This is a genomic window from Mesorhizobium sp. M4B.F.Ca.ET.214.01.1.1 (genome assembly GCF_004791545.1).
Lineage (GTDB): Bacteria > Pseudomonadota > Alphaproteobacteria > Rhizobiales > Rhizobiaceae > Mesorhizobium > Mesorhizobium abyssinicae.
The window spans coordinates 100,754-126,388 of the sequence record NZ_SRUX01000007.1; the positions used below are offsets into that span (position 1 = coordinate 100,754).

The window sequence follows — 25,635 nt, forward strand, 5'->3', positions numbered from 1 at the left end:
CTGCTACGAATAAACGGCGGCGCGGCGCATGCGGATGTAGGCGCCGCTCATGTTCAGCCGAAGCTGCAGCATCTGCTCGCTCACGCCGTAGAGATGTTGCGCTTCATCCGTAAGCCTCCGGCGCAGCACATGCATCGCGCCCTCGTCCGTCAGCAGCAACACGCCGGCCAGGAAGTCTGCTTCGGCCTCGATACCGCGGTCGTGCGTCCGTTCGCCGTCGATCGTCAGCGGCGGTGTGAAGCCGTGGCCGAGAAAGCAGTGCGCGAGTTCATGGCAGACGTTGCTGCGCTGCCGGTGCTCATGGTGCTTGTCGTTGTGCAGAATGGCTGTCTGGCCGCCACGCGGCACGGTCACCGCCGAGAAGAACTTCCGGTTTTCGCCATGCAGAAAAGGGGAGTCCGGCTCGACCTCGCTCAGCTTGAGCAGACGGATGTCAAAGCGGGCGCAGACTTGCACGGGGTCGATAGGACAGATCGGCGTCAGGCCGACCTTTTCCCGGACCCGGGCGGCGATACGTTTGGCCTCTGCCTTAAATCCGTGCCTGAACTTCAATGTCAGTCATCCCGCAGCTTCTTGTAGGTACTGATGACGATATCCTCCATGAGCTTCGCCTTATCGCCGGACAGCTTCGGATCGGCGCGCAGCAAGGCGGTGATACGCGCGATCGGTTCAGCTTCTTGCTGACCTGCGCGCGGGATAAACATCTCGGCCTTAAGATTCGACCATGTCAGCAGGGCCGCTAATCCGTTGACGTCAGGCTTGGCACCCTGTCCGATCCTGGACAGGGTCGATGCGTTGACCCCTGCCTCCTCGGCGACCTCCTTCCACGTCATCTGGCGACCAAGACGCGCGGCATTGAGCGCCGCGTAGAAGGCTTCGCTGTCGAAGTGGTCGGTCATCGTATCTCCAATTGCGAAAATTAAATCAATTGCGAACTTGCAATTTCCCCCACGAGATTATAATATCGAATTGATTGCGAAATCGCAATCCTCCTCAAACGGCGCGACGCGCCAAAAAGATATGTACCGATGAATGACCTCAACCCCGAAGAGCGTCCGAAGACGGTGACCATCATCGTCAACGGCCGCAAAAAGACGCTCCCGAAGAAAGAAGAGCTGACCTTTGAAGAGGTCGTTGCCCTGGCTTTCGATAATCCCCCGACCGGCGACGGCATCCAGTACACCGTCCAGTACACCCGCGGTCACGGCCACAAGCCGTCGGGCACGCTGGTCGAGGGCCAGTCGGTGAAAATCAAGGAAGGGATGGAATTCGATGTCACGTCGACCAATCGCTCTTAGTCCAGACCTTCTCCGGATGCAGAACGAGGGTTACGACCTTGACATACGGGGCGGCTACCTGCTCGTCAGGAACGTTCCGTATGTCGATACGTCGGGAACCGTCCGTCTCGGCATCCTGATCTCGAAACTCGAGCTGTCCGGCGACAAGACCGTGAAGCCCACCGATCATGTCGCCTACTGGACCGGGGAGCACCCCTGCCACAGTGACGGCAGCAAGATCACGGCGATCCAGAACTCCTCAGCGCCCCAGGATTTCGGGGACGGGGTCAAGGCGGATCATACGTTTTCCGCCAAGGCGCACTACCGCGACTACCATCACAAGATGACGACTTATATCGGCCGCATCGCCGGCGAAGCGACCAAGGTCGATCCTGTCGCGACGGCCCGCACCTATCAGGCGATCGCGGCGGACGACGAATCCTGCGTGTTCAAGTATGTCGACACCGCCACCAGCCGCGCCGGCATTGGGGCAGTAAACGGCAAGGTGGCCGGCCAGAAAATCGGTATCCTCGGCATGGGCGGCACCGGCGCTTATGTGTTCGACCTGGTGACGAAGACGGCCGCGGCGCAAATCCATATCTTTGACGGCGATGTGTTCTCCCAGCACAACGCTTTCCGCGCGCCAGGCGCCCCATCGCTCGAAGACCTCGAAATCAAGCCCCAGAAGGTGGCGTATTTCGCGACCCTGTATTCGAACATGCACAAGGGTATCGTCGCGCATGACGTTTACCTCGATGAAACGAACGTCGCGCTCCTTGACGGCCTCGACTTCGTGTTCGTCTGTATCGACAGGGGGCCGGTGAAGCGGGTCGTGATCGACCGGCTTATCGCGAACGGCACGCCGTTCGCCGAAGTCGGCATGGGGGTCGTTCTTCACGAAGGCCAGCTGGGCGGGATCGTCCGGCTAACGACGCACACCCGATACAAGGGAAGCGGCCGCGCCTCATATCTCCTATGCGGACGATGACGGCGGTGCCAACGAGTACGCCACAAACATCCAGATCGCAGAGCTGAATTCGCTGAATGCGGTCATCGCCGTGATGGCCTGGAAACAGCACTTCGGCATCTACCGGCAGTCCCGGCCGCATTTTTACACCGGCTACTCCATCGGCTCCGGCGAGTTCGTGCACGAGAGTGCGGCATGAGCGGAACAAATCTCCTGGCGCCCTCCTTCGTCGATTTCATTCCCGATGAGCTGGAGGTGGGCGTCATCTATATTTCCCGCCGCTATTCAACCGCCTCGCACCTGTGCTGCTGCGGGTGCGGGCGTGAGGTCGTGACGCCGCTGAACCCGGCGAAGTGGCGCCTTGTTGAAAAGGACGGGAAGGTCTCCCTGATCCCGTCCGTTGGCAACTGGAGTTTTCCCTGCCAATCGCATTACTGGATCAGCGGCAACCGAGTTTCATGGGCGCCGGGCATGGCGCCTGAAGTCATCGCGGCCGTGCAGGCGCGCGATCGCCGCGATGCCGCCAAACATATCCTCCAGCGCCCGGGCTTGCTTGCCCGCATCTCGAGTGTTGCGGCGGAAATTCGCCGGCAGTTGGTCGACTGCTATCGCCACTGGAGAGGCCGCTGGTAGTGGCACTGGGACGATTCGGCTGCGCCGGGCGCAGCGCTATGCGCCGTCCTTCGGCGGCGAAAACCAAGGCTCTGCCTGGAGCCTTGTGCGCAGCTTGGTGACGACCAGTCCCGGAGCGGCTATACAATAAAGGCGCGTTACATCACGCCTAGGCGCGCTGCTCTTGTTCCCGTTTCGCGCGACTTTCTCGGAGCGGTGATGCGCCCTCTTCCGCGCCGCGGCGATTGCGTGCCCTTAAAACGCAAAAACCGCCCCGGTTAGACCGGGACGGTTATTGATTTATGATGAAAGTGGTTGCGGGGACCGGCTTTGAAGCTGCGAGCGGTTAAAGGCAGGAGCAATGGTCCTCTTTGGCGAAATGTAAGCTTGGGTCTGCCATGAGGGTCACGAGGCCTGCTCGCCCCTATTGGCTTGACCTTTGAGTGCGGCGGCATGCAATAAAAACAAGCACTTGCCTTTAAAGGCGGGCTAAGTCACGCTTTCGCACAACAAGGAGATGGTGCCCATCCAAAAAGGATCGTCGATCAAGCCTGCGCTGCGGATGATTTATGAAATCGCCTCTCGCTCGCAAGGCAGGGTAGCCCATTTGCTAGTCTCGCGATGTAACGGTCGTCGGAGCTAACCCTGACGTCACTTTGCAATGGCAACCATCCCATTTCTACGCTCCGACCGCCATTCACCGCAGACTTAGATCATCTCTCTTTTGGAAGTATCCGACAAGATGTAGATCCTGGTCGCTGCATAGAAGCCTGCGTGCAAAGCCGTGGGCACTGCACGTGAGTGCCGACATGAAAAGCGACCCCCTCTCCTATCCTCCTCGCGGCCTCTCACGCGAAGAGGCCGCCCGGTACATTGGCGTGGGCGCAACTAAATTCGACCAAATGGTCGCTGACCGCCGCATGCCAAAGCCGAAGAAGGTTGACAGCCGCGTGATCTGGGATCGCTTAAAACTCGAAGCCGCCTTTACCGAACTACCTGGAGACGAGGAAGAGAATATCGTCGACTTCCTGTTGCAAGGGAATCATCGCAGGGAATAGATTCATCTGCCATGACCGACAAACATCCCGGCCTCTCCTCCTACACCGACCGCCATGGCAAAGTTCGCTGGCGCTATCGGACGAAGGAGCGTGTGCTTAGTCTGCCGGCCCCCAATCAAGCGGGTTTCAAGGAGGCCTACCAAGCAGCGGTCGAGGGCCGGAAAGTCCCCAAGGCTCCCGTCGTCCGTATGCCTGGAGCCGCTCTGCCCGGCACGTTTGGAGCGGCCTTTCAACGGTTGAAGATCTCGGTCAAGTGGTTGGCGCTTGATGAAGCCAGCAAGCGCAAGAACTCGCGGCTGATCGAAGAATTTCTAGAACTGCGAGTGGTCCCTGATCACCCACTCATCTGGCGGGATGTAGCGGTTAAGAACCTTAGACGTATCCATATTGAAGAGCTTCTTGGCCGCTTCATCGCCACCCCCCATAAGGCCAAGCACCTGCTGGTGGGCATACGTAAGCTGGTCTATGTCGCGCTGCGGCAAGACTGGATCGAAATCGATCCGACAGCGGCGGTCGAATGGCGGCCCGCCTATAGCGGCTGGAAAGCCTGGTCGCGCGAAGCGATGGCGCAATTCGAAACCCGTTGGCAGCTCGGCACAGCGGCACGCACTTGCTACGGTTTGGCGCTTTGGCTAGGCAACCGCCGCGGCGACGTCGCGGGCCTTCGCTGGGACCAGAGGGTGACCCGACGTGTCTTCATCGATGGCGTCGAGCGTCATTTCGTTGGGTTCGATATTGTTCAGGGCAAGAACAAGGGACGAACTGGCGGCAAGCGGCTTTTCGTGCCGATCACACCAATGCTGACTGAGATCCTGGATGCGGCCGACAGGCGCGGCGAGACCGTTCTGGTCAACGGCTATGGTGAGCCATTCTCAGCCAAGTCACTGACTGGGATGATGGCGCATTGGTGCAAGCTCGCCGGTCTTCCGAAGGGTCTGACTCTTCATGGTCTGAGGAAGTCGCTCGGTGTTTATCTGGCGGAGGCCGAGGCCTCAACCAGACAGCTCATGGAGGTACTAGGGCACGACGATATCGATCATGCGGAGCTCTATTCGCGCGAGGCATCGCAGGTACGGCTGGCCGTCCAGGGGATGGATCGAGTCGTACGCCTCGTGACGCGCAAGCCGATGCTTGGCGAACCTATTGGCGAACCTCGTGGCGAACCACCCTCTAAAGCATTGATAAATAACGATAATGGTGGGCCCGGAGGATGTGCCGGGACCGTTGATTTCATTGGCTTTCTCGTGGGCCAAAATCAGAAATCTTCCCGTATCGCTCCGTATGGTTCCGCGCCTAAGCAAAGGACGCTGCACAAGATGGGGCTTCATGCAGGTCTGAGCCCCCGACCACTGTGGCGAGCGAGCAATCTTGGGTGAGATGAGCAATGCTGGCCGCAAGCTCCATAGGTCCACCTAGGTGTTCAAGCACCTGGCGGGCAAGCGACTCCGACTCCTCCTTGGAAAGAGGCGGTACGTCGATGACGCTCAGACGGTCTCCAGAAAAGGAATAGCTGCTTGCCTGGGCCCGGATATGCTCAACTCCATATCGTCGGAAGACAATGAGCAATTTTACACGACCCACGTTGGCCGCGGCGTAATTGAACAATGGCTGGAGACTTGTCGCTGTCATGAGCATCATCGACGACGAGGAGCAGGTCACCGGAACCAAGCTCTTCTAGAGACACCTTGGTGATCTCCATTGTCGGTGAGACAAGCCTGATCCTAGTCGCAGACTGATCGGCGGCGATTTGGTCCAGAATGGCTTGGAGCTCGAGATTTGCCGCCGCCGCCAGACCCCGTTACCAGCGTCACGCCAACGTCCGGATTCTTGTGTGCTTCCAAGGCTTCAGCAAGGGGAGCTTCTCTGCCGACCAGCTGCCAAGTATGGGTGAACAAGGTTTCCTTGCGTGCGAGAGCCGCAAAGAATTCCTGAGCCGTTTCCCACGGACTTGTGGGAGAGACGCCGAGAAGGCTATTGTCGATGTAGTTATCAGCATCCCAAAGGCTTCGGGTCGTTCCTAATATTCGGTTCAATCCGCTCAATGACGGGCTCGAACGCGGCATTAGCGACTTCGATGAGCACAGATCGATCAGCCCCGGCGACTGGCAGGGACGCAATGATGGCATTGGGATCCATGAGAGGATGATCCTTTTGGAGTGGCGTTTGGGACATCAGCCTGCGGTCGCCATGCCGACGGTGGTTCTTAGTGTGGTGGCCAATCGAGCCCAGGCGCTACCCTATGCTTACATGCGCACAGGCAGGATACGTGAGAATTTCGCAGATGCGGTCCAAAGCAGATGGGGCAGCACCTGCGGGCAGTCCGTCATCCAGGTCCTGCAAGGTGGGAGCTGAGTTGCTTACCTCAGCAGTGCCGCTCGCCCGCGATATGGCCGGCAGTTCTAAGCTTTAGAGGAATAATGCGGGGCCGTTTTCGGATGAAAACGCCGATTGCCAAACGCCGCACCGGCTGGAATTTTTCGCGCTCAGCCTCTCCGTAAGCCGTAAAAGCGCGGAAAATTACGTGTCGCTGAATTTTCCGCGCTTTTGGATTCACGAGCGGGAATTTTCCGCGCTTTTAAACTGATCGGAGCTATTTAAATCGCTTGAGAATCCATCCGTTGCTACAATATCAAAGAGCGCACGGGGCAGACCGACACCAACTGGAGGCAAAGCAATGGAAGAGATTCAGAAGCGCCGCGTCGGCCGCCCAATTGGCAGCGGCGTCAAGAACAACGATCAGGCCCTTGCCAAGGTCGCAAGTATCTTGCTGGATAATCCTTCCATGAAGGCGACTTCAGCCATGAGGCGGGTCCTCAATGATATGTCCAGCTCGCGGAGGGAGACAGACGTTACCTTGATCCGTCGATGGCAGGGGCGCTGGAAGCTGAACAGACAGAAATTCATGAACGAAGCGGCGGCAACGAGAGCTGCAAGGACGGCGAGAGCGCCCTCGCGCACGACGTCATCGATCTCCGACTCGGCTAGCGAGTACCTTATGCGGAAAGCCAAAGAGACGGCGAGTATGTACAATTTTTCGGAAGCATCTGCTCTCCAAAAGGCCGCGGCTGGATACCTCGATACGCCCCTCAGGAAAGAGGTACATGGTGTTTTAGACTCACTGGCGCTGAGGACGGCGCTGGGTCTTCACGAATCGTCCATTCAGCGAGAATTGCGGCGCATGACGGATTCCACTGTCATGGAACGATGCTGAAAGCCTTGGAGGAGCAGGATCGCTTCCTTGCCGAGCTGAAAAAATGGGGTTGAGGCTACAAAAACTGCCCAATAACGGCAATTGACGCCAAGGCAGCGCGCGACCGGTTCGCGAAGGACAGATTTCGGCCCCAGCCGGGACTGAAACGACGCATTTTGTAGGTATAATTTTCTAAGATGGCGCTTTTGCAATTGACGCCTGCAAGGGTGCCTCATGCTTGCGCCGTAAAACGCAACACGAGCGCAGACGGTTCAGTCTGTCGTTTGAACCTGGAATCTGGTGAAGGCAACCGAACCAATGGACAAGATCACAATCGACTTCTGGGGCTTTGCAATAACGGCCGAAGGGTTTTACGGCGTCTTGGCCGCGTCGGGGCTGGTGATGGCCATTGTCATTGTGTTGAAGGTCGGGAGGCGTCGGGGTACCTAAGGCTGCTTCTCGGCAAGACGGAGGGCATCGATGTGCGAAGCCAGTATGACATTGTTAAAGATTGGGCACTCCTATCCGACGACGAGGCGATGGAAGCCGAGATCGAAGGCACGGCAAGGACGCTACCACGTCGGTCGCCTAGTGTCCCTTGGAAGTGTCTGGCAATCGTGAAGATGCCGAATATCGATTCTGGTTCGATCTGTTTTTGAGACTTTCCAGAAAGGACGACGTCGGGTGGGCTTAGCCCGTAGGAGACTAACCTAACCAATCTGTCCCAGTTCGCATGGGACGCCACTCCCGCAAACGATAGCGGCTGCTCTTCGTGCTTCACACGCTAAGCTGTAAAGTCAAAGCCGACGCCGTACCTCCGTTCTATGACCCACTCGGGGACCAGCATCCCGCCATCGGCCAACGCGTTGCCTTTGCGATTGGCAAAAGGATTGGCGGAAAGGGCCATGAACGAGGATGACGACACCCTCTTCTTGGTCTTCGATGAAACCGAACAACCCGAAAACGCCGCCAGGTGAGAATGATGGCGAAGCGCCAGAATAGCATTGGTCTCCTTAGCCTCGAACCTTCCGCCAAGGCGGACTACCCCAAAGACTTGACGTCGCAGTCCTCCGACGGCGGAAGCCTGCGCCCGTATCGTTGGTGAAGACGAAACGATTGTTTCGAAACTTCAGGAACGAGGGCCACGTTGGCGGAACCGGCCTGACAGTTCTCACGTGGATAAGCACGTCGTCATGCTCCCGAGCGTCGGGGGCATCTACGACTGCGTAGTGAGTATGAGTTTCGGTTCTGCCGTCGGCTACCGCCATAACCACGTCAAACCGACTCGGGGGTCGCAGATGCGCAACTGAGATCGCTATAGCTTGCACATCATCCCCAGAGCTACGCTCGCCAAAGTACAGATTTGCCGCGCAGTTCAGTACCTGCTGGTGGTTGCACGCAAGAATGTCCGCCGTATTTGACACATCGATCCAGCCACCGACGTGCTCGGCTTGATAGACGTCGCCATCCAGGAGAACAGCCAACAGCGTTGGCGAAAGCGGCAGGAAGAGAAGCGCACCTGCGCTGGAGATTCCAAAAGATCTGTGCTGCGCATGCCTGTGCTGTTGATGCCAGCGGTTGGCGAGAGCAGCAGGGTCATCTGATGTGAGAAACGGCACCGAGGTAAGGTTGCGAACAACCCGCACCTTTAGATCGTCTACGACGCTCATCGTTTTGGCGTAGTGATGCATCGCCGAGATCACCGCACTTTTGACGGCCTCCTTGAAAGACGGTTGTTCGAAGTCCGCACCTTTGACTGACGTGGCAGCGAAAGCAAACTCCGCGGATCGACGCGCGGCGGCTTCTGTGCGGACATGCTGCAGGTAGGCGAAACGCCTGAGGATTGTGGCATGAAGATCCTTGATGACCGCACGTGGCTTGAGCAACGACGAAACGCAGTCGCCATAGTGTCCCTCGACGGTCTGGATTGCGGTTTCGAGCCTTGGGTCCTGCCCGTAGAAGTAATCCCTGGAACACTGATTCTTCACCGGGGCATCGAAGAATGATTGGTTGCGATCAAGGTTAAACAGGTGAATGGCTTTGCCTTCGGCACACACGCTGAAGGGCGATAGATGTACCCGGGGAACAAAGTGCTGGTTCTTGTTCTCCGCCATGCAATTGAGCGATCCGCCATTCCGGCACTGCCGTGGGGGCGCTCAAACACCCGCGCCAAGCCGTTGCTATCACACAGAGCTTCCAGCGGGAATGTACGTCTCAGGCCCGCCCTTCCTGGCACTCAATCGAAGAGACGTGACGAACGCCGTCGCAGGGTGGCGTTCGTTTCACGAAGCGTCAGACTTGGATGCGGCCGACGCGCTGTCCCGGGAGGACGGCTCCAAAGGAGACGGCGTGCAGGGCTGGCTTGTCCCCAACACGGGAGCGCAGCGAAGGAGCGGGCAGGAACGGGACAAGACGGCCGCGCCGGCTAGACCCGAGTAACCTTCCGATACCATGCCAAGGCGTCCGAAGGCCGGCGAAAAAGAATAGCGGTCGATCCTCGCTCAGGGCGAACCAGTAGTTCCGCTGAACATGAAGTCGGCGCGCGAGAAAGTGCCATCCGTGCGGTTTTATCGAACACGGGGATATGCTGCGCGATCTCCCGTTCCTTGACCAACCAGGCGAGGTTCGCTGCCGATCCGTAGGCGCTGTCGGCGGCCAGATGCGTCGGCTTCTGGGCCGCAAGCGGACTATTTGTTTTCGGGTTGGCCGGTCTAGAAACGGACTAACACGTCCAGCATAGCGCGGACCGCTTGGCGCCAACAGCCGTCCTGAGAACTGTCCGGTTGACTCCCCGCGGTTCGCAAGCGAATTTTCATCCAGGAGGTCGACAGATCTAACGGCGCGGGTCAACGGCGAAGGCGACCTGAATAAGAGCGTGCCTGCCAACACGATCCCCACGGAGCAATCACCGATCCCTAACTAGGGACGTCGCAAACCCTCCAGCCCTCTGGCTACCCAATTCGCGCTCTGTGTATGCGGTGAACTGTAGCAATCTCTGCCAAAAGAGTTCTTCAACCCGAGTCGAGGCAAATTCTTTGGACAGTTCTCCGATGCGTCTTGCAGTGTAGCGGATGTGGCTACACTCGTCGCCACTTAACTTGCATAGCGTTCGACCCAGCATGTCTAGGTTACGGTGCGGGCAATATGCCTCGAGCACGGGCTCCAACAACTTCTGGTGAATGCGGGTCCTCACCTCACCGAGGTTCACCTGAATCAAATAGTCGAGCACCCTCCAGGTTTCGAGGCTAGCGGCCTCGACCTGGCTGTGCTGCATGGGGGGAAACTGGGTCTCAACGGCCCCGCGCACATTATCTGGCAATGCGTCTGGAAATACCAGATCGGCGAGACGAAGGTACATTCGGCAATGACCTGCCTCATCCTCGACATGCTGGCTCAGATCGTCAACAAGCCCGGCACTTGTGCAAGCGTTGGCAATCTTCGCTAAGTCGCGGGAACCCTCGCCCTCTTTGATCGCATTCGAGACAAGCGACTGCAGCACCCATACCGGGTTCTCAATATGCGACCTAAAACTGTTGCCGTAGTCGGCGAGGAAGTATGGCGGCACGTGACGTGCAACAGCGTCGCCAAACAGCCGAAGGTAGTCGCGCGTTGCTATGTCGCCTTGTTCGTCAAGGGCAGTTTCAACAAAACGCGCGACGTAGTCCATTGTCATTTTTCAACTTCGAGCGGGCCATTGCAAGCGATAAAAGGGGCCATGCCGTCCTTGAAGGGTGAACTGCTGATACCGATTATCCCTGCGTTGATGGCAATGTTGTCGACCTTCAGGGTTGTCCCATCGACATAACCGGAAATGCGTATGCCTTTACCTCCAGCGAGGGACCTGAGGGCCTTAGCTTGATCTTCACTCAGTTCGAAGGAAAGCGGTGCTTCAGACATAGTCGAAAACTCCTTTGCCATAGAATTCACTGAACGCCGTTATAATTGCAAATCTTGCGATGGGAGACAATTGCAAAAGGACACGCTTCAAAGCAGAAGCGCCGCCAAACTCTTCAAGGTCAGCCAAGAATGTCCTAGTATCCGCCACAACGATTGCAGGACGCTCCCAACGCTCTTGCCCAACGCTGTAAATGATCTCTGCCAAGTGGTTATCGAACCACCAACGCGACACCGAAATGCTAACTGAGAGGGATTGGACGTAATGCCAGTAACTGGGAGGGATATGCAGGAGGTCGCATGGACCGACGATTGCATGACGTAACGACGGCACGCGTTGCCAGACATTGGGGTCCGTCGGCGAGGCATCGCAATGGTGCCCTCGCACTGTGGCGCCGTCCGTGAGCGCGAAGGTATCCCGTGGGTGGCAGACTGCAACATATTTCCACCCAAACAACTGAATGAAGTAATTATGGTTCGTGACGTAGTCGTTGTGGTTATCTTGATGAAAGGTTTGCACCGTTCCTGGCGGACCGATCCATATGTTGTCGAAGTATGCCGGCTCGCGTGATCGAGGTGAAACAGGCAATCGATGCGCGATGTCGACGAAGGACGCGTCACTCTGCCTGAGATAAAATTCAGTTGTGTCGAGACCAGCGAGATAATCGCCCAATCTCTGTTGCGCCCGGAGGTTCCGCCATCGTTCCTTATGCTCGAGCGTGACCAAGCGCGTCCCATGCCGTGCCGCGATACGCTGGGGTGTGAGGAGGGCAGCAAGTTCATCCAGAGCGGAAACGTCTCGCGACACCCAGGGAGTTTCCATCAGCTCTGCTGCGCACTTCATTCCGATGATGGGGATGCAACCTATTTCCCGAAATCTCACATCGGGACAAACGTATGACAAGTCTGGAGGAGCCGTCTGCAACATCCTCAGCCTCCAAGGGCAGCAACATATCCGCTTGGCAACTGGTCAGCATCGAACGCGGTCCAAGGGATATGATAGTGCACTCGGCTAAGATCCGACTGCCCATTTGCTTGCCATCGTTCCCGATGGGCTGCCAAGGTGCCGGCAAATTCGAGGCCCAGATCACCGAACACGACTATGTCGCGGCCGTGATAAAGCGCGCCCGAGCGGCGCTCGCTATCGATGAGACCGAAAGAGTAGTGTGTGAGGTCGAATGTACGCTCGACGCCTAGGTTCACAGCGCGGAAATTCGGTTCAGCGCCAAAAAGGTAGCTCCGGAATGCCAAAGAATCCAAAACAGGGTGACCAAAGCCTCGGCCCTTTTCAATATGCAAGAAGGACTTCGGTCGCGGATCAATAAGCTTTTCAAGCGGGATGTACCATGTGTCCTCATCTGCAATGGAACCGGTTGTAGGGACGGACACGGACATCCTAGCGCCGACCGTGAGTAGTCCTTTCTCGGTTGCTAGGAAGATCGTAAAGCAGTCCCCGCCACCCGGAATCGCTACAGGCATAGCGAGCATGCCTCCCGGCACCCGCAACGCCTCGCGAAGCAGTCGCGGGATGCCACGAAACGCAGAAGTGGCTATTATGACGTCGAAGAGACCCAGCTCGGGTAGTCGATCGACCCAATCACCTAATTGCACGCGCACACCAGAAGTGCCGATGAGGGCGCGCTGTGATTGATCGAAGAGGTCGGGAATAATCTCGCAACCAAATATCAGTGGGACGTCTCCTTCCCTGCCGGCTAGCAAGGAGAGTACTGACACCAGATAACCAGTTCCTGTTCCAATTTCGTATATGCGCTTCCCCCTCAGATCGCCGAGTTCTCTGATTATCCACCTAAGAAACGTTCGATCCGATATTGCTGAGAGAGTTGTCCCATCTGCGTCTGAGAACGTTCGAATAGGACCATCAAAACGCTCATGCCCCCTCGGGGCAAATCGCGCTATGTCCACCCCCGCGAAAGCGGCGTTGATGTCAGTATCGCCCATGGCACTAGGTTTAGCTAATTGATCTTACCTTAAGCTAATAGAGAGCGTCAGTTCGCACCGCGATGCAAGCACTTTTGCCAATACTAGTCTCCAGCTATCCATTTCAGTTGAACCCACATTCCATGCCTGTTCATGGCGCGACCGCGACGGCGCGCGTTGTCAACCGAAATGTCTGCTTCCGGGCAGAGGTAAAGTTCGCCTCTATGGCCGACACGAGGCGCAAAAGCTGCCAGGCGGCGTTGGGCCGTTGCAGGTTGGCAGTTTTAAGGCACAAATAGTCGGAAACGAACGTTGAGGCACCCCGCTAGGCATAGTCGTGACCTGACCCAAAGCTACCGTTTCGGCCAACACGGAAAAGCCCTCCAAAAGGGCCTCGCACTCAGTTCGCCATAGGCCGATTGCAGTGCGACGAATAGATCGCTTGCTGCGCTCAAACCCGGCTACAGCGAGAAATTCGCTACTGGTGCGGCATCGTGATGCCGGCCGCGGTCGGCGGCAGCGTGGTCGGTGCCTGCCAATTAACGTCGACTTTGCCCGACGCGGTCAGCCCTTGCGGGAGAAAGGCGGCCTGATCGAGCCTAACGACAAGGACGTAGTCACGGCGCTGTCCTGTCGGTGTGATCTGGATCGACCCCTTCTGTCCCAGCGTTGTAGGGATCTTGCCCTTGGTCAGTTCCAACTTGAACCACAGGGGGACCGTACCTGAAAACACCGGCGTGACGACATGGGCGAGCATGTAGATCGGCTGCGTGAGCCGCACATGGTAGGTTGTGCTGTCGCCATTGGGGGTATCAAGCGATGTCGACCCCGTCGCCGACTTCGCGCCCAAGGTAACCAGCGCGCCGCCGATTGGAATGGTGCCGCTTATCTTGCAGAACTCTACTTTGCCGCCGACCACTAAGCCGGCAAGGCCAAGTGTATTTTGAATGCGAAAAGCGAGGCCGTCATTCTCATTCCAGCTGTGATCGATATGATCGACGTGGAGCGCGCCGTAGAAAGCTTCGTTGAATGCCGGCACAACCTCGAAACCAATGCGACCTGGAAGCGGCCAAGGGCAATCGGTCCAAGTTCGAGCGATATAGCCCGAGTAGCCGTACGATTGATCGTCATCGTGCGATCGTTAAATCCAAGATTGTTGAATGCCTCGATCGTGTCTTCGATTGGCCTTCCGTGACGTCGAACTGGACATCCTGGCCTGCGCGCCCGCGGTACGGTGCCGCCATTCTTGAAGTGACCAGTGTAGCGCTCGCGGGGAAATAGGAAGCCATCGCTGCCGATTTAGTATTTCTGAAGGTCGGATTATAGTCTTTGCAGGCCATCTCGCTCAGAATAATTCGCGGCGGAGGGCACGTAGCAAAGATGGGTTCGCAAGCTCGATCAACGGCATCTTCTCTGTCGAAACGCCAACAGTGACGCGCAGTAGAACCGCGAAGGCGTGACGAACGAGATCGAGAGAGTGATCGTCGGCCCAATAGTCGCTGGACGGTCTCTTGCGCGTTCTCGCCCAAGTTGGTGGCACGCCATGAGCGATGTCATTCCTGATCGCAAATGCAAGACTGGCCGCATTGGACCATGTCTGAAGAAGGGTGCGCTCGTCTCCCGCTGGCAGCGGTTGACGCGAATGTTTCAAGCATCCCGATCAAATCAGAGATCATCTTCGCGTCGGTCTCGGGTCGAATGCCCTTTGGATTGACGCCCTTGAGCTTCCACAACGCCGCTCCAGGTGATGTTCGATGCTGGCGGCGAAGATGATGATCGGCGCAATGCGCTGGCCAACCAGCGGCTTCAACCCAAGCCGCTCTTCGAGGGTATCGGCCCTTCCATAGGTCATTCGCGATCTCGCGACACCTTGCCCGGACGGGGCGGACCATACATTTTTGCGGCAGCATCCTTCAAGATCCATTGTCGAGCATCCGCTCCGCCGGCAGCTTCTTGAGCCGCGCGTTCTCGTCCTCCAGCGCCGTCAGGGGACGGGCGTCGGACAATTCCATCCCGCCAAACTTCGCCTTGAACTTATAGAAGGTCGCTGCCGAAATGCCGTGCTTGCGGCAAAAGTCCGCCGTATTCGCACCGAGAATGTCTCGGGGCTTGAAGATCGATCAATCGAACCAACGTTGTGGATAGGTGGCAGAGCGGTCGATTGCGCATCCCTGATAAGGAGGTGGACCTTCATCGGTCTCGTGGGTTCGAACCCCGCCCTGAATTAGAAAAGCCCGCTCCTGGATTCAGTCGAGCGGGCCCTTAAAGGCTATTTTGTTTTCGGCTATGGTCCGCGGGTCACTTCGATGTCGACCGTCCGGATGGGCCCATTTCCCTTGCGTTTTGGCCCTTCGACATTCTGCTGTTTGAAGACATTGGAAACATCATTTCCGTTTGACCCTCAACCCGCTTGCGGCCAAGCTTTTGTGGCGAAACAGCCGGCTGTCTTCCTACTTCCGGAAGATCTATCATCCCCCAGGCGTTCGACGGGCGTCTTCTAAATCTGGACTTTAGGAACTTGCTTTGAGCGCGGGCCGACCTCACCCTCGGATGCAGCCTCTCTCAGCATCGGTGCCGTTGGTGGATCAAGGCAAACCAAAACGCCAATCTCTGCGCTCTCCAGTTTGTGGATGGCGTCGACGCCAACGTGCAGTCCACCTTTTCGGACACAACCAGTTCGCCGGAAACCAAACTCCTTGGCGCTCTTCTGAATGAGGCCAAAACTGCTTCATGTCTGTCAAACCGGCGCTATTTCTTTTTTTTCACCCTTTGCGTAAGAGCGGATCCCGCGACCGATTTGACTGCCTTTGAGGAGCTGTTAGAACGAAGCAACTTGGATGCCGTCGAAGCAACTTTCTTGCTCGTAGTCTCATTGGGTTTCTTCGCCATTGGTTTTCCCCGCGCGGTTGAGTCGGAGTAATACGCATTGTGATGCGTCTGCAATCAACTGCCGGAGAGCACTGTCCCCAACTTTCATTTTCCAACACTCGGTCCGGTTCCGCAAACAACCAAGCGGAGCAGGAACTATGCTCGCCTTCATTGCCTTTCACCTTTTGTCGGTCGGCATCGGCTGTTCTGCCGTCCTCCGTGATCAGCCACGCTAAGGCACGCAGGAATTCGAAATATGCGAGCACATCTTCGATGAAGATGTTGGCGATGCAACGTTTCTCATCACAGTATTTGACAAGGTAGCCGTTGCGACCGCCGAGCCTGCTGCCGTTTAACCAAAGACCAAGTCTCGCTGTCCATGTCGGCAATCTCTCATGATTGGTGAGATCGGCGACGGCGTAACTGCGAAGCCGGCGGCGCTTCGCGTCCTCGGCTGTGAGCGTGATCTCGCGGCGCTTCGCCTCCGCCGCGATCTAGCCGCGCCGGCCGATTAACGCGTCAATTGGCGCAAGGTCATTGTCAGCGCGCAGCTTGAGATATTCGAGCATCGAGAAGCCTGCAGCAAGGATCGCCTGTCGGACCTTATGCAGCGCCTGCTCGATGGATCCCATTGGTGGTGCGGTCCTGACATAATCCGCAGTGAAATGCCCTTGAGTCTTCACGTCAGTAGGCGAGGATACGTGGTCGCAATTGAGGGCTGTACGAAACCTCGAAAAGTTGCGCGATTGTTGGCCAGTAAGGCAATCCATCCCGGTCACGCAAATGGTCAAACGGCAGCAGTCTTCCGAGGTCGATAAATTCAAGGGCATCGAAATTGGGCAGCCGGATCCACTTCTGGTTCTACCACACATCGCGTCGCGTCGAGTAGTGCGAACTGTTCGCCGGTCGCAGCTGCGAGAAATCGTTCCCCTGTCTGATACGACCGTCTATGAGATGGAACAGCGTGGCGAGTTCCCACGACGCTTCAATCTCACCGCCCGCTGTGTTGTTTGGGACTTGGCAGAAGTCGAAGCGTGGATCGAGGAGCGGCGGAATGCGTCATCTGTCGGAAAAATCAAGACCAAGCCTGCGCCTGACGTAAGACTACGAAAGGCAAGACCCGTCAAATCGGATCAAGGATAACCGCTGCCTCTGCAGGCGGCTGGAGTCTGGGCGTGTGCTTTTTGCCTGCCGCCCACGCATCGACCATGTCCGCCCATTCCTGCAGCATATGACGACGCTGCGGCTCATATTCAGCTCTGTTGTAGACACCTCGAGAGGACCGCCTGTCGTCGTGGGCAAGGCATTTCTCAATCCAGTCGCGATTAAATCCGATCTCGTTCAGGAGTGTTGAGCCGGTGCGCCGAAGGTCGTGCACTGTGAAAGGCGCGAGCGGAAAGTCTTGCTGCTTTGCCCGCTCGACAATCGCCGCGGTTACCCGATTGAACGTCGCGCGCGACATGGGCTCATCGGCATCGTAGCGGGACGGCAGCACATATCGGGAGTTCGCCGCACAAGTCTTGAGCGCGATCATGATATCGAGGGATTGCTGTGACAGGTAGACGTTATGCGGCTTCTTCCGCTTCATTCGCTCTTTTGGGATGCTCCAGACGGCGTTCTCGAAATCGACCTCGTCCCAAGTCGCCTCGAGTAGTTCACTCTTTCGGACCATCGTGAGCAGGATGAACTTTAGGCCGACCCGAATCGTCGGCAGCGTCGGCACGTTTTCCAACTCTTTCAGCATTATCCGGATTTCTGCAGGCGACAGAGCGCGGTCTTTCGCCTCGAACGTGGCAATTGAGGCTGGTCCCACCTCGTCCGCAGGGTTGGCGATCTTCTCGCCGTGCAGAATGGCGTAGCTATAGATCTGCTTCACGACATCGCGGATATGGACGGCGGTTGCCGGCGCACCACGATCCCTCACCTTTGCGCAGAGCGCCCGCAAGTCGTCAGGTGTTATTTCGGTTAGGAGTCTTTTTTCCCAAATCGGCAAAATGTCGCGATCGAAAATAGCCTTGCGCATCGAGCGGGTGCTATCCGCCATCTTCGCTTCCTTTAACCAGCGCTTGCCTTGATCCCCGAAGCTCGCCGTGCCTGACAGGCGACGCTTCTCGCGCTGCTTTTCTTGCGCCGGCGACTTTCCGGCTGCCACCATTTTTCGCGCGGCAAGGCAGCGGTCGCGTGCCTCTGCCAGCGTGAGACCTCCGTTCCCATATCGGCCCAGCGTCACAGTCTCTCTCCGACCATTGGTCCGGTAGTCGTACCGAAACGCAATCTGCCCAGTCGGAGACACCGCAGCGTACATACCGTCACGGTCGGCAACTTTGTACATTTTGTCTTTCGGTTTCAGCCGCTTAAGGGCAATATCTGTTAACATAATGACAGAGGATCGGATCACAACTTGGGTTTCTCGGCCGCCAATTTTACCGTCATTAATTTTACCGTCAACTGTTAGGAACGATCATTGTATTTCAATGCTTTGATGGGCAAGAAGTGAGTGCGCTTGCAATCGGCGGGACGACGGTATTGCATGGCAGGAAAGAGAACGCTGAAACGCATGCCGTCAAATTTACCGCCAAATGATTCCGCTTCCAGGCGATAGATGGCGATAGATGCAGTAAGGAAAACACACTTATTTCAGAGGCTTATACAACTCTGATCGATACTTACCGAAAGCTAGCTAATGATGCACCTTTATTCCCACTCGATTATTTACTTGGCGTATAACCCATTGAAATTACTGCCCAATATTTCCTGGTCTGCTACAATTCCGGCATGAAGGCCGTAAAAAAATTACGCTATTAATTTCAAAGACAAAAAATGCCGCAAAAATTTTTTGAGGTTTCGGCAACTATCGGCAGCAGTCGGCCAATTTTACGCCACCTTGTAGCGCCCGCCTGCGCCCTTGGCCGTTGGAGAGAGTACCGTCACGCCCCAGATTGACGCATTTTTCGCGTGCGAAATCAATGGTCATGTCAGGCTGGAGGGCCATCGTTTTCTACAGAAAATCAATACGTTAGCGGGTGGTTAGCCAACCCTTTCCTTCGTATTCTCTCGTATGGCCTGGCGAATCCAAGTATCAGGAGGAGTACTGCGAGGGATGTGCGGGATAGGCTGCCGGTCATGGATGCTCGGCGACGACGCCGGGACTGTTCCACGCCTTCGGCTTCTGCGGACACGGCCCAACTCGGTCCGGCCGTCGGCGATGCCATGGCCGAACTCATTACGACCGGTCGTAACGAAACGCCGCTCGATGATTTCAGGATCGATCGCTTCAGCGGCGCGGCCCAGCGATCTGAATTGATCACAATTGGCCTCCCCAAGGCCGGTAGCAATGACCTCTTTTGGGAAACGCCAAACCTTACCGCATCGGCCGATATCAGGCGCGAAGCTGCCATTGCGTGGAGGAAAAACGGTCGCTGAGTGGCCGGATCTGCTTCCTGAATGAATTTTGGCGAACCGCTTCGTAACCATTGGGACGGCCAAGCCGTTTCTGACGCGGTCGACGATCTGCGTAGTTCAGACGCGAGGGGGTGCAGCAAGCTGCTTGCTCTTTGTCTCAGCGCAACGAGCCTCCCGGAAAGAGGATGCAAGATACCCGCTTCCAAGACGCGAGCAAGCGGCATGAAAAGCAAGATCAACGACGATGCGACGATGGACGAAATCATGCACGGGTCGCCGGCCGCCGTCCGGGTCCTGCTACAGCACGGCATGCTTTGCGTCGGCTGCCCGATTGCTTCGTTCCACACCGTTTCCGACGCAGCACGGGAGCACGATCTGGACGAGGAACAACTCAATAGTGATTTGCAGGCGGCGATAGAGAATTCCGACCCCGACTAGCTTTTCTCGGCACGGCCTTCCGCGATCAGAAGGAGCCGGTGAGGTTCGACTACGGTCACCTTTTGACGCCCGCTTTTGACCAATCCCTGGTCTTCCCATGCCGACAGCAGCCGGCTCACCGTATGGAGTGTCGTGCCCGTCATCTCGGCAATGTCCTGTCGTGAGATGGCGAAGTCGATGAGAATTCCTTCTACGGTCTTCTTGCCAGTCTGCTTGACCAGCTTGAGCAGCGCATGGGCGACGCGCTGGTCCACCTGCTCGGTGGCCATCTCGATGACACGCGCATGGGCATCTTGGAGCCTTGTGCCGACAGCCTTGTAGGTGTTGGCGCTGAAGCTCGGGAAACTGGCAGCGAATGTCGGCCTAGAGATGGCTTGGCCAGGCCAGAACCACGCAATCGACGGCGGCGATTGCGTTCGCTGGATAGGTGGTGCGGCCAAGCGCATAAGCGATGCCCATCAGTTCTCCTGGACTTATGTAGCGCACCGTCACCTCATGACCGTCGGGCGTCGATTTCACCACGCGCACGTGGCCGTCCAGCAGTAGGAAAAAGGAATGTGCTTCCTGCTCCTGCTCGAAAACCGGCTGGTCCCGAGCGATCCGCATCGACTTCGCCTGCCCGACTATTCGATCGAGATCCGCGGTAGTCATGCCCTCGATAGACCAACAACCCGGCAATCAGCGATCGATCGAGGCTTGCCAACTGCCATTCCTCCCCGGCTTCAACAATCCGATTCCAGACTGTGTCACGGACGACCGCCCATCGACAAGTGATGCCATCTGTTCGCCGTCGTCTGCGATCCTTAGGATAGACGGTCCACGCCGCAAGCCCCGCCGCGGAAAGCGCGATCGTCCCAACATCGTATCTGCCAAAGGGTGTCGGGAGCCGTCCCGGCTTTTCGCGAACCAGCCAATTGCGGGTGAAGCTCGGTATGATGCGGCCGCCGATAACCATGACGAGAATGACGACCGCTCCCAGGCCGAGGCGGCGGCTCGTATCGGATATCCCGACGAAATGGGCTTCGACATGAAACAGGACATTTGCCACCAGAAGGGTCGCGACCGGCAACAGCACCTTGAGGTTCCGCCAGTTTCGACCGGCGATGATTTCCGCCGCTGCTGCAACCACTACGGCAACAAGAAATGAGCAATCTATTACTGCGCTCAGGAGCCAGCCGGTTTCCTGCGAGAAGAACACGGCGACCCGGCCCGCGATCCAGATCGATACCAGCAGGGCCAAGCGGAAATCCTGAACCGGCAGTCGTCCCGTCCAGTTCGGGATTGCGGTAAGCAGGAACCCGGTAATGACTGCCGTCAGATAGCCAAAGAGCAGTTCGTGGATATGCCAATCCACAGGCACAAACAGGCTTAAGCGTTGCAAGCTTGCCGTAGTAGAGAGGCAACCACATAAGAATGGCGAGGCCGGCCTGCAGCGAGCCGAGTAGAAAGAAGGGCCGGAAGCCATAGGAAAGAATTGCAGGATAAGCGCTTGGCTGTGTCCGCGGAATTGCCATGATATGCCTCGCCGGGCAGGGATGCCCTCATTGTTCTTCTATCCTATGTCTGACGGGTGCAATTTGCCCCAGCGCAAACAATGCCAAAGCAAAGGGTACCGGCGTTCTGCTGATCGCAGGCGCAATCTTCAATGCTGTCCGACTCGCCCGCTGGGCGGGCACCCGGACGCTGTCCGACCCCCTGCTTGTGATCCTGCACATCGCATTCGTCTTTGTACCGGTTGGACTTCTGCTTGCCGGGCTGTCCGCCTTCGCCCCGGAGACCATCCCAATGGCGGCGGGAATTCACGCCTTGGCGGTGGGCGCGATCGCCTGTATGACGCTTGCCGTCATGACGCGCGCCACCTTCGGCCACACTGGCCGAGAATTGAGAGCAAATAGCGCGACATGCGCGGTTTTCGGTGCCATCGTCATAGCTGCCATCTTGCGCGTGGCGGCTTCCATGGCGCCTTCCTACTCAATCTTCCTTCATGTCTCAGCTGTGCTCTGGGTGGCCGCCTTCGTCGGCTATGCAGTCCAGTTTGGCGGCATTCTAATGCAGCCGCGTCTGCATGCGCGTGGCAAGGACGCTCGCTGAAAAAAGCCGACCGGCTGGCGCTCGATTCCGCCAGTCATTTTTCATCATCCAATTTGCGCCAGCTCAAATCGCAGGCCGCGCGGCAGCTTACAAGCATCAACGACGGTCGATGCCGTGATGAACTTCAAGAAAGGACTTCCAAATGAAACTGCCTCTGATTGCCGCAGCGATCGCCCTGCTGTCTGTCGTTGCCCCGGTCAATGCCGCGGAACACGTCGTACAGATGCTGAACAAAGGAGAGAAAGGCTCCATGGTCTTCCAGCCTGCCTTTGTCCGCGCGGCGCCCGGCGACACGGTCAAGTTCGTGCCGACCGACAAATCCCACAACGCCGAGAGCATCAAGGACATGATCCCGGACGGCGCCGAGCCTTTCAAGAGCAAGCCAAGCGAAGAAGTAACCGTGACGCTTACCAAGGAGGGCGTCTATGGCGTCAAGTGTGCCCCGCACTACGGCATGGGCATGGTTGCACTGATCGTCGTCGGCAAGCCGGTCAACCTCGATGCGGCGCAAGCCGTCAAGCAGGTTGGCAAGGCAAAGCCCGTCTTTGCCGAACTCTTCGCCGAAGCGACCAAGGCTGCTTCGAACTGATTTGACATCTCTTGGACTGCCTCCGGCAATGGCGGGCTGGAGGCACTGGCCGGGCAGACCAGGGAGGGGTCTGTCCGGCCATTTCCGTCACATCCGTGATTTTCCTGGGAGCGCGTGATCTCGCTCTGTTTCCAAGAGCAACCCGGCTTCTCTTTTGAGATTTGCGTAAACGCAAAGACGCGGCCTGCAAATCAATTATCCTCACGGCATTCAACCGTTGCAATCGAAGGAGATGACGATGCTTACGAGACGTGAAGCTCTATTGGGTTCTGTTCTCACCGCAGCCGCCGTTGCCGCCGTTGGCGCAACGCCGGCCATGGCAGCCGCCAAGCCGAAGGATGTAGCCGGGTTGCCGCGCGAGAAAGTGATCCTCGTCGCGCCGCCCTTCGTGCATGCTCACGACCAGGTGGCCAAGGGGGGCCCCAAGGTCGTCGAATTCACCATGAATGTCGAAGAGAAGCCGATGGTCATCGATGCCGATGGCACGCAGCTCAACGCCATGACCTACAATGGTTCCATCCCTGGCCCGCTCATGGTCGTGCATGAGGGTGACTATCTCGAGCTCACACTGATCAACCCGGACACCAACAGTCTCGCCCACAACATCGACTTCCATGCGGCGACCGGCGCGCTAGGCGGCGGTGCGCTGACGCTGATCAACCCCGGCGAGCAGGTCACGCTGCGCTTCAAGGCAACGCGAACGGGAACCTTCGTCTATCACTGCGCGCCGGGCGGCGCGATGATCCCGTGGCATGTCGTGTCGGGGATGAGCGGAGCCGTGATGGTGCTGCCGCGTGACGGCCTGAAGGACGACAAGGGCAAGACCGTCCGCTATGACCGCATCTACTATATCGGCGAGAACGACTTCTACATCCCCCGCGACGAGCAGGGAAAATTCAAGAAGTACGAGTCGGCCGGCGACAACTATGACGACACCGTGAAGGTGATGCGCGGGTTGATCCCGACCCATGTCGTGTTCAACGGCAAGGCAGGATCGCTGACCGGCGACAACGCCATGAAGGCCAAAGTCGGCGAGACTGTCCTGATCGTGCACTCGCAGGCCAATCGCGACACCCGCCCGCACCTTATCGGCGGCCATGGCGACTTCGTCTGGGAAGGGGGCAAGTTTGCAAACCCGCCGGCCAAGGACATGGAAACCTGGTTCATCCGTGGCGGGTCCGCTGGGGCGGCGCTCTACACGTTCCTGCAGCCGGGCGTCTATGCCTATGTGAACCACAATCTCATTGAGGCGGTGGAGCTTGGCGCGACCGCGCACTTCACGGTCGACGGCAGCTGGGACGACGATCTGATGATGCAGATCGAGGCGCCTAGGGTCATCGCTTCGTAGTCGGGAGATCGGAACCTCGGTGCAATCCCACGGCGGAGCCAAGGGGTTGCACCCACAGCCGGACTTGATGCGATGTCCCTCGACCCAGTCTTTGCCTTCGGAACGATTGCAGCTGCTGCCTTGATCGGCGTGGGCATAACCCATACGCTCGACACCAGATCTATGGAGTTCCCTCAACCGGCAACCGTCAGCGAAATGGTGATTCTCAGACCAGGCGTGTTCGATCACGCTGAGCCGGGGGAATTCCTCAAGGAGAACCACCCCGTCGCGGCGCCCATCGTGCAAGTATGGATCGACGCGCCACTGGAGATCATGAAATATCAGGTAAGCGTCGTCGAATATGCACGCTGCGTAGCGGACGGCGCCTGCAAGCCAGCCGACCCGCGCAAGATTGGCAACGTTGCAGTCACCGGTGTAAGCCATATTGATGCGGAAGCCTATGCGACCTGGATTTCAAACCGCACTGGAGATGCATGGCGGCTGCCGACGGATGCCGAGTGGGCCTATGCCGCCGGTGAACGATTCCGGAGCGATATCGAGAGTAAAGAAAACGACCCCAATAGCCCGGCCCGTCGCTGGCTTGCCCAATACCGCACCGAGAGTTCGCTTGGACGGAAGCCCTACCCTGAACCAAGGGTACAGGGAGCTTTCGGCACCAACTCAAAGGGATTGGCGGACGTTGCTGGCAATATCTGGGAATGGACCTCGACGTGCTACGTCCACGCAACTATCGCCAGCGACGGCTTAGGGATTGCGAGCTCGATCGACAATTGCGGAGTGCACGTTGTCGAGGGATTCCATCGCACTTACATGTCGAACTTCATCCGCGATGGCAAAAGTGGCGGTTGCGCGGTCGGCACGCCGCCTGACAATCTGGGTTTCCGGCTTGTCCGCGACCGGTCCGGTGCCGTGCAGGCCGCCCTTCGGCACCTAGAATTGTCCTGACAGCACCGTAAACGAAAGTGCATGATGACAGTGAAACCAGTATTGACTGACAGGGTGCGCCCCGTCGCAGAACAACCTTTGGACCACGCCGGCATCGATCGGGCGTCAATAGGAAGACTTGTACGCCAATTCTATGCCAAGGTCAGGAGCGACGAGCGGCTCGGGCCGATCTTCGCGCGCGAGATCACCGGCGCTTGGGATCCGCACCTGGAGAAGATGACCGCCTTCTGGTGTTCGGTCATCCTCAAGAGCGGTGACTATCACGGCCGCCCGGTGCCGGCGCACCTCAAACTCCAGGACGTCACCGAAGCCGATTTCGGTATCTGGCAGGATTTGTTCGGCGAGACGGCCGCTGAACTCTTCGCACCTGAAACGGCGGCGGTGTTTGTCGACCGAGCGGAACGGATAGCGACAAGTCTGAAGCTTGCGATGTTCTTTCGCCTTGCTCCAGCGGCGGCCGGTGGTAGCGAATAGGTCGGCTTGGCAAGCGCCGGGCGCTGTGATTCTGCCAGACCGGTGCGGGGCTTGATTTTGCGCAAGGACTCCAAGCGATCGGGGCCAGTAGGTTCCTCGCATGATCCTTAATCTTTGCGTCGGCACGATCGTCATAAGCCTGACGGTCCTGATCCACACTTTCGGTCTTATCGCGATCACTCACGTGATGACACATCTTGTGGCGCTCTTCCGCATGCACGGCCGCCGCAGCCGGATCGTCGCCATGATCAGCGTGGTGATGGGGCTTTTTGTCGTCATGACGGCAGAAGTCTGGTTATGGGCTGGTATCTACCGGCTGCTCGGAATCTTGAGCGACTTCGAGACGGCGCTTTATTTTTCGACCATCACTTTTTCGACCGTCGGCTATGGGGACGTGGTGCCCGCCCATGGCTGGCGAATCCTGGCGGCGCTGGAAGGCGTCAACGGGTTTCTGCTGATCGGCTGGTCGACTGCTTATCTGATTGCCGCCGGCACGCGCGTCGGTCCATTCAGGATTGGCGAGCACTTTTGACTTGTGGCTTGG

25 protein-coding genes and 5 pseudogenes are annotated in these 25,635 nt (G+C 57.6%); 16 read left to right on the forward strand and 14 right to left on the reverse strand.

What is annotated here, in order from left to right; translation table 11 throughout:
- Nucleotides 1-3: 3 nt before the first annotated feature.
- Nucleotides 4-552: an ImmA/IrrE family metallo-endopeptidase gene (locus EN857_RS15590; protein WP_187331428.1), complete on the reverse strand. Its 549-nt coding sequence runs from the start codon at nucleotides 550-552 to the stop codon at nucleotides 4-6.
- Between the two features lie 2 nt (nucleotides 553-554).
- Nucleotides 555-899 carry a helix-turn-helix domain-containing protein gene (locus tag EN857_RS15595; protein WP_127308823.1) on the reverse strand — a complete coding sequence of 115 codons (345 nt, stop codon included), beginning with the start codon at nucleotides 897-899 and terminating at the stop codon, nucleotides 555-557.
- A gap of 129 nt (nucleotides 900-1,028) precedes the next feature.
- Here EN857_RS15595 and EN857_RS15600 point away from each other — a divergent pair, with 129 nt between their 5' ends.
- The 7 genes from EN857_RS15600 to EN857_RS36190 all read left to right on the forward strand — a co-directional run bounded on the left by EN857_RS15600 (nucleotide 1,029) and on the right by EN857_RS36190 (nucleotide 7,554).
- Nucleotides 1,029-1,298, forward strand: coding sequence for a multiubiquitin domain-containing protein (locus EN857_RS15600; RefSeq protein WP_127308822.1), 270 nt, complete (start codon nucleotides 1,029-1,031; stop codon nucleotides 1,296-1,298).
- A gap of 16 nt (nucleotides 1,299-1,314) precedes the next feature.
- Nucleotides 1,315-2,265 carry a ThiF family adenylyltransferase gene (locus EN857_RS15605; RefSeq protein WP_245511323.1) on the forward strand — a complete coding sequence of 317 codons (951 nt, stop codon included), beginning with the start codon at nucleotides 1,315-1,317 and terminating at the stop codon, nucleotides 2,263-2,265.
- 174 nt (nucleotides 2,266-2,439) lie between these two features.
- On the forward strand, nucleotides 2,440-2,877 hold the full coding sequence (locus tag EN857_RS15610; RefSeq protein ID WP_187331429.1) for a DUF6527 family protein: 438 nt from the start codon (nucleotides 2,440-2,442) through the stop codon (nucleotides 2,875-2,877).
- Between the two features lie 788 nt (nucleotides 2,878-3,665).
- Complete coding sequence (locus EN857_RS15615; protein ID WP_127221238.1) at nucleotides 3,666-3,914, forward strand: hypothetical protein; 249 nt, start codon at nucleotides 3,666-3,668, stop codon at nucleotides 3,912-3,914.
- A gap of 11 nt (nucleotides 3,915-3,925) precedes the next feature.
- On the forward strand, nucleotides 3,926-5,290 hold the full coding sequence (locus tag EN857_RS15620; RefSeq protein ID WP_245511324.1) for a site-specific integrase: 1,365 nt from the start codon (nucleotides 3,926-3,928) through the stop codon (nucleotides 5,288-5,290).
- A gap of 1,298 nt (nucleotides 5,291-6,588) precedes the next feature.
- The gene (locus EN857_RS15625) at nucleotides 6,589-7,125 is read left to right on the forward strand and encodes a hypothetical protein (protein ID WP_126043593.1); all 537 of its coding nucleotides are present in this window, start codon (nucleotides 6,589-6,591) and stop codon (nucleotides 7,123-7,125) included.
- Nucleotides 7,126-7,422: 297 nt separating this feature from the next.
- A complete protein-coding gene (locus EN857_RS36190; protein ID WP_268929511.1) occupies nucleotides 7,423-7,554 on the forward strand; it encodes a hypothetical protein in 132 nt (43 codons plus the stop codon).
- A gap of 563 nt (nucleotides 7,555-8,117) precedes the next feature.
- Here EN857_RS36190 and EN857_RS15630 read toward each other — a convergent pair.
- From EN857_RS15630 to EN857_RS34760, 9 genes and pseudogenes are all read right to left on the reverse strand, one after another.
- Nucleotides 8,118-9,218 (reverse strand): DUF4238 domain-containing protein, encoded by a 1,101-nt coding sequence (locus EN857_RS15630; protein WP_091595756.1) that lies wholly within the window; start codon nucleotides 9,216-9,218, stop codon nucleotides 8,118-8,120.
- A gap of 411 nt (nucleotides 9,219-9,629) precedes the next feature.
- Nucleotides 9,630-9,763, reverse strand: a pseudogene (locus EN857_RS15640) (IS5/IS1182 family transposase); the annotation flags it as partial.
- Between the two features lie 246 nt (nucleotides 9,764-10,009).
- The gene (locus tag EN857_RS15645; protein ID WP_091595760.1) at nucleotides 10,010-10,771 is read right to left on the reverse strand and encodes a hypothetical protein; all 762 of its coding nucleotides are present in this window, start codon (nucleotides 10,769-10,771) and stop codon (nucleotides 10,010-10,012) included.
- Nucleotides 10,772-10,773: 2 nt separating this feature from the next.
- Nucleotides 10,774-11,001 carry a hypothetical protein gene (locus EN857_RS15650; protein WP_091595762.1) on the reverse strand — a complete coding sequence of 76 codons (228 nt, stop codon included), beginning with the start codon at nucleotides 10,999-11,001 and terminating at the stop codon, nucleotides 10,774-10,776.
- Entirely contained in the window at nucleotides 10,994-11,926 is a 933-nt protein-coding gene (locus EN857_RS15655) for a cupin-like domain-containing protein (protein WP_126092613.1), read from the reverse strand. Before EN857_RS15655 ends, EN857_RS15650 begins: the two co-directional genes overlap by 8 nt.
- 2 nt (nucleotides 11,927-11,928) lie before the next feature.
- On the reverse strand, nucleotides 11,929-12,957 hold the full coding sequence (locus tag EN857_RS15660) for a hypothetical protein (RefSeq protein ID WP_091595766.1): 1,029 nt from the start codon (nucleotides 12,955-12,957) through the stop codon (nucleotides 11,929-11,931).
- A gap of 457 nt (nucleotides 12,958-13,414) precedes the next feature.
- On the reverse strand, nucleotides 13,415-13,975 hold the full coding sequence (locus EN857_RS15665) for a hypothetical protein (RefSeq protein WP_091595768.1): 561 nt from the start codon (nucleotides 13,973-13,975) through the stop codon (nucleotides 13,415-13,417).
- A gap of 883 nt (nucleotides 13,976-14,858) precedes the next feature.
- Nucleotides 14,859-15,053 (reverse strand): annotated as a pseudogene (locus EN857_RS15670) (transposase); the annotation flags it as partial.
- A 1,245-nt stretch (nucleotides 15,054-16,298) separates the two neighbouring features.
- On the reverse strand, nucleotides 16,299-16,436 hold the full coding sequence (locus EN857_RS34760) for a hypothetical protein (RefSeq protein ID WP_164746654.1): 138 nt from the start codon (nucleotides 16,434-16,436) through the stop codon (nucleotides 16,299-16,301).
- 256 nt (nucleotides 16,437-16,692) lie between these two features.
- On the opposite strand from EN857_RS34760, the gene EN857_RS15680 reads away from it, so the two are divergent.
- Nucleotides 16,693-16,947: an AlpA family phage regulatory protein gene (locus EN857_RS15680; protein WP_091595894.1), complete on the forward strand. Its 255-nt coding sequence runs from the start codon at nucleotides 16,693-16,695 to the stop codon at nucleotides 16,945-16,947.
- On the opposite strand, the gene EN857_RS15685 is transcribed toward EN857_RS15680, so the two are convergent.
- Complete coding sequence (locus EN857_RS15685) at nucleotides 16,928-18,181, reverse strand: site-specific integrase (protein ID WP_091595769.1); 1,254 nt, start codon at nucleotides 18,179-18,181, stop codon at nucleotides 16,928-16,930. The two genes, EN857_RS15680 and EN857_RS15685, sit on opposite strands and share 20 nt — an antisense overlap.
- A 748-nt stretch (nucleotides 18,182-18,929) precedes the next feature.
- On the opposite strand from EN857_RS15685, the pseudogene EN857_RS15690 reads away from it, so the two are divergent.
- Nucleotides 18,930-19,083, forward strand: a pseudogene (locus EN857_RS15690) (FAD-binding oxidoreductase); the annotation flags it as partial.
- 345 nt (nucleotides 19,084-19,428) lie between these two features.
- Complete coding sequence (locus EN857_RS15695; RefSeq protein ID WP_127284777.1) at nucleotides 19,429-19,644, forward strand: DUF1858 domain-containing protein; 216 nt, start codon at nucleotides 19,429-19,431, stop codon at nucleotides 19,642-19,644.
- On the opposite strand, the pseudogene EN857_RS15700 reads toward EN857_RS15695, so the two are convergent.
- Together EN857_RS15700 and EN857_RS15705 are read right to left on the reverse strand one after the other, a co-directional pair.
- Nucleotides 19,641-20,347 (reverse strand): annotated as a pseudogene (locus tag EN857_RS15700) (Crp/Fnr family transcriptional regulator). The gene EN857_RS15695 and the pseudogene EN857_RS15700 sit on opposite strands and share 4 nt — an antisense overlap.
- 114 nt (nucleotides 20,348-20,461) lie before the next feature.
- A pseudogene (locus EN857_RS15705) lies at nucleotides 20,462-21,158 on the reverse strand (NnrS family protein); the annotation flags it as partial.
- On the opposite strand from EN857_RS15705, the gene EN857_RS15710 reads away from it, so the two are divergent.
- The 6 genes from EN857_RS15710 (at nucleotide 21,157) to EN857_RS15735 (ending at nucleotide 25,623) form a co-directional block, all read left to right on the forward strand.
- Nucleotides 21,157-21,735, forward strand: coding sequence for an NnrS family protein (locus EN857_RS15710; RefSeq protein ID WP_127390796.1), 579 nt, complete (start codon nucleotides 21,157-21,159; stop codon nucleotides 21,733-21,735). The pseudogene EN857_RS15705 and the gene EN857_RS15710 overlap by 2 nt on opposite strands.
- A 142-nt stretch (nucleotides 21,736-21,877) precedes the next feature.
- Nucleotides 21,878-22,324, forward strand: a complete 447-nt coding sequence (locus EN857_RS15715) for a pseudoazurin (protein WP_127284774.1) — start codon at nucleotides 21,878-21,880, stop codon at nucleotides 22,322-22,324.
- Between the two features lie 238 nt (nucleotides 22,325-22,562).
- Nucleotides 22,563-23,672: a copper-containing nitrite reductase gene (nirK, locus tag EN857_RS15720; RefSeq protein WP_127308709.1), complete on the forward strand. Its 1,110-nt coding sequence runs from the start codon at nucleotides 22,563-22,565 to the stop codon at nucleotides 23,670-23,672.
- A 72-nt stretch (nucleotides 23,673-23,744) separates the two neighbouring features.
- Entirely contained in the window at nucleotides 23,745-24,617 is an 873-nt protein-coding gene (locus tag EN857_RS15725; protein ID WP_135858852.1) for a formylglycine-generating enzyme family protein, read from the forward strand.
- Between the two features lie 24 nt (nucleotides 24,618-24,641).
- Nucleotides 24,642-25,091 carry a group III truncated hemoglobin gene (locus EN857_RS15730; protein ID WP_127390802.1) on the forward strand — a complete coding sequence of 150 codons (450 nt, stop codon included), beginning with the start codon at nucleotides 24,642-24,644 and terminating at the stop codon, nucleotides 25,089-25,091.
- Nucleotides 25,092-25,191: 100 nt separating this feature from the next.
- On the forward strand, nucleotides 25,192-25,623 hold the full coding sequence (locus EN857_RS15735) for a potassium channel family protein (protein ID WP_127284771.1): 432 nt from the start codon (nucleotides 25,192-25,194) through the stop codon (nucleotides 25,621-25,623).
- Nucleotides 25,624-25,635 lie beyond the last annotated feature (12 nt).

What these genes read in the sequence shown, in the direction of transcription:
- EN857_RS15615 (WP_127221238.1), top strand. Translation starts at nt 3,666, where the DNA reads ATGAAAAGCGACCCCCTCTCCTATCCTCCTCGCGGCCTCTCACGCGAA.
- nirK (WP_127308709.1), top strand. Translation starts at nt 22,563, where the DNA reads ATGCTTACGAGACGTGAAGCTCTATTGGGTTCTGTTCTCACCGCAGCC.
- EN857_RS34760 (WP_164746654.1), bottom strand. Translation starts at nt 16,436, where the DNA reads ATGGGATCCATCGAGCAGGCGCTGCATAAGGTCCGACAGGCGATCCTT.
- EN857_RS15620 (WP_245511324.1), top strand. Translation starts at nt 3,926, where the DNA reads ATGACCGACAAACATCCCGGCCTCTCCTCCTACACCGACCGCCATGGC.
- EN857_RS15650 (WP_091595762.1), bottom strand. Translation starts at nt 11,001, where the DNA reads ATGTCTGAAGCACCGCTTTCCTTCGAACTGAGTGAAGATCAAGCTAAG.
- EN857_RS15595 (WP_127308823.1), bottom strand. Translation starts at nt 899, where the DNA reads ATGACCGACCACTTCGACAGCGAAGCCTTCTACGCGGCGCTCAATGCC.
- EN857_RS15655 (WP_126092613.1), bottom strand. Translation starts at nt 11,926, where the DNA reads ATGTTGCAGACGGCTCCTCCAGACTTGTCATACGTTTGTCCCGATGTG.
- EN857_RS15660 (WP_091595766.1), bottom strand. Translation starts at nt 12,957, where the DNA reads ATGGGCGATACTGACATCAACGCCGCTTTCGCGGGGGTGGACATAGCG.
- EN857_RS15605 (WP_245511323.1), top strand. Translation starts at nt 1,315, where the DNA reads ATGCAGAACGAGGGTTACGACCTTGACATACGGGGCGGCTACCTGCTC.
- EN857_RS15710 (WP_127390796.1), top strand. Translation starts at nt 21,157, where the DNA reads ATGATATGCCTCGCCGGGCAGGGATGCCCTCATTGTTCTTCTATCCTA.
- EN857_RS15630 (WP_091595756.1), bottom strand. Translation starts at nt 9,218, where the DNA reads ATGGCGGAGAACAAGAACCAGCACTTTGTTCCCCGGGTACATCTATCG.
- EN857_RS15610 (WP_187331429.1), top strand. Translation starts at nt 2,440, where the DNA reads ATGAGCGGAACAAATCTCCTGGCGCCCTCCTTCGTCGATTTCATTCCC.
- EN857_RS15645 (WP_091595760.1), bottom strand. Translation starts at nt 10,771, where the DNA reads ATGGACTACGTCGCGCGTTTTGTTGAAACTGCCCTTGACGAACAAGGC.
- EN857_RS36190 (WP_268929511.1), top strand. Translation starts at nt 7,423, where the DNA reads ATGGACAAGATCACAATCGACTTCTGGGGCTTTGCAATAACGGCCGAA.
- EN857_RS15695 (WP_127284777.1), top strand. Translation starts at nt 19,429, where the DNA reads ATGAAAAGCAAGATCAACGACGATGCGACGATGGACGAAATCATGCAC.
- EN857_RS15735 (WP_127284771.1), top strand. Translation starts at nt 25,192, where the DNA reads ATGATCCTTAATCTTTGCGTCGGCACGATCGTCATAAGCCTGACGGTC.
- EN857_RS15715 (WP_127284774.1), top strand. Translation starts at nt 21,878, where the DNA reads ATGAAACTGCCTCTGATTGCCGCAGCGATCGCCCTGCTGTCTGTCGTT.
- EN857_RS15625 (WP_126043593.1), top strand. Translation starts at nt 6,589, where the DNA reads ATGGAAGAGATTCAGAAGCGCCGCGTCGGCCGCCCAATTGGCAGCGGC.
- EN857_RS15600 (WP_127308822.1), top strand. Translation starts at nt 1,029, where the DNA reads ATGAATGACCTCAACCCCGAAGAGCGTCCGAAGACGGTGACCATCATC.
- EN857_RS15685 (WP_091595769.1), bottom strand. Translation starts at nt 18,181, where the DNA reads ATGTTAACAGATATTGCCCTTAAGCGGCTGAAACCGAAAGACAAAATG.
- EN857_RS15725 (WP_135858852.1), top strand. Translation starts at nt 23,745, where the DNA reads ATGTCCCTCGACCCAGTCTTTGCCTTCGGAACGATTGCAGCTGCTGCC.
- EN857_RS15730 (WP_127390802.1), top strand. Translation starts at nt 24,642, where the DNA reads ATGACAGTGAAACCAGTATTGACTGACAGGGTGCGCCCCGTCGCAGAA.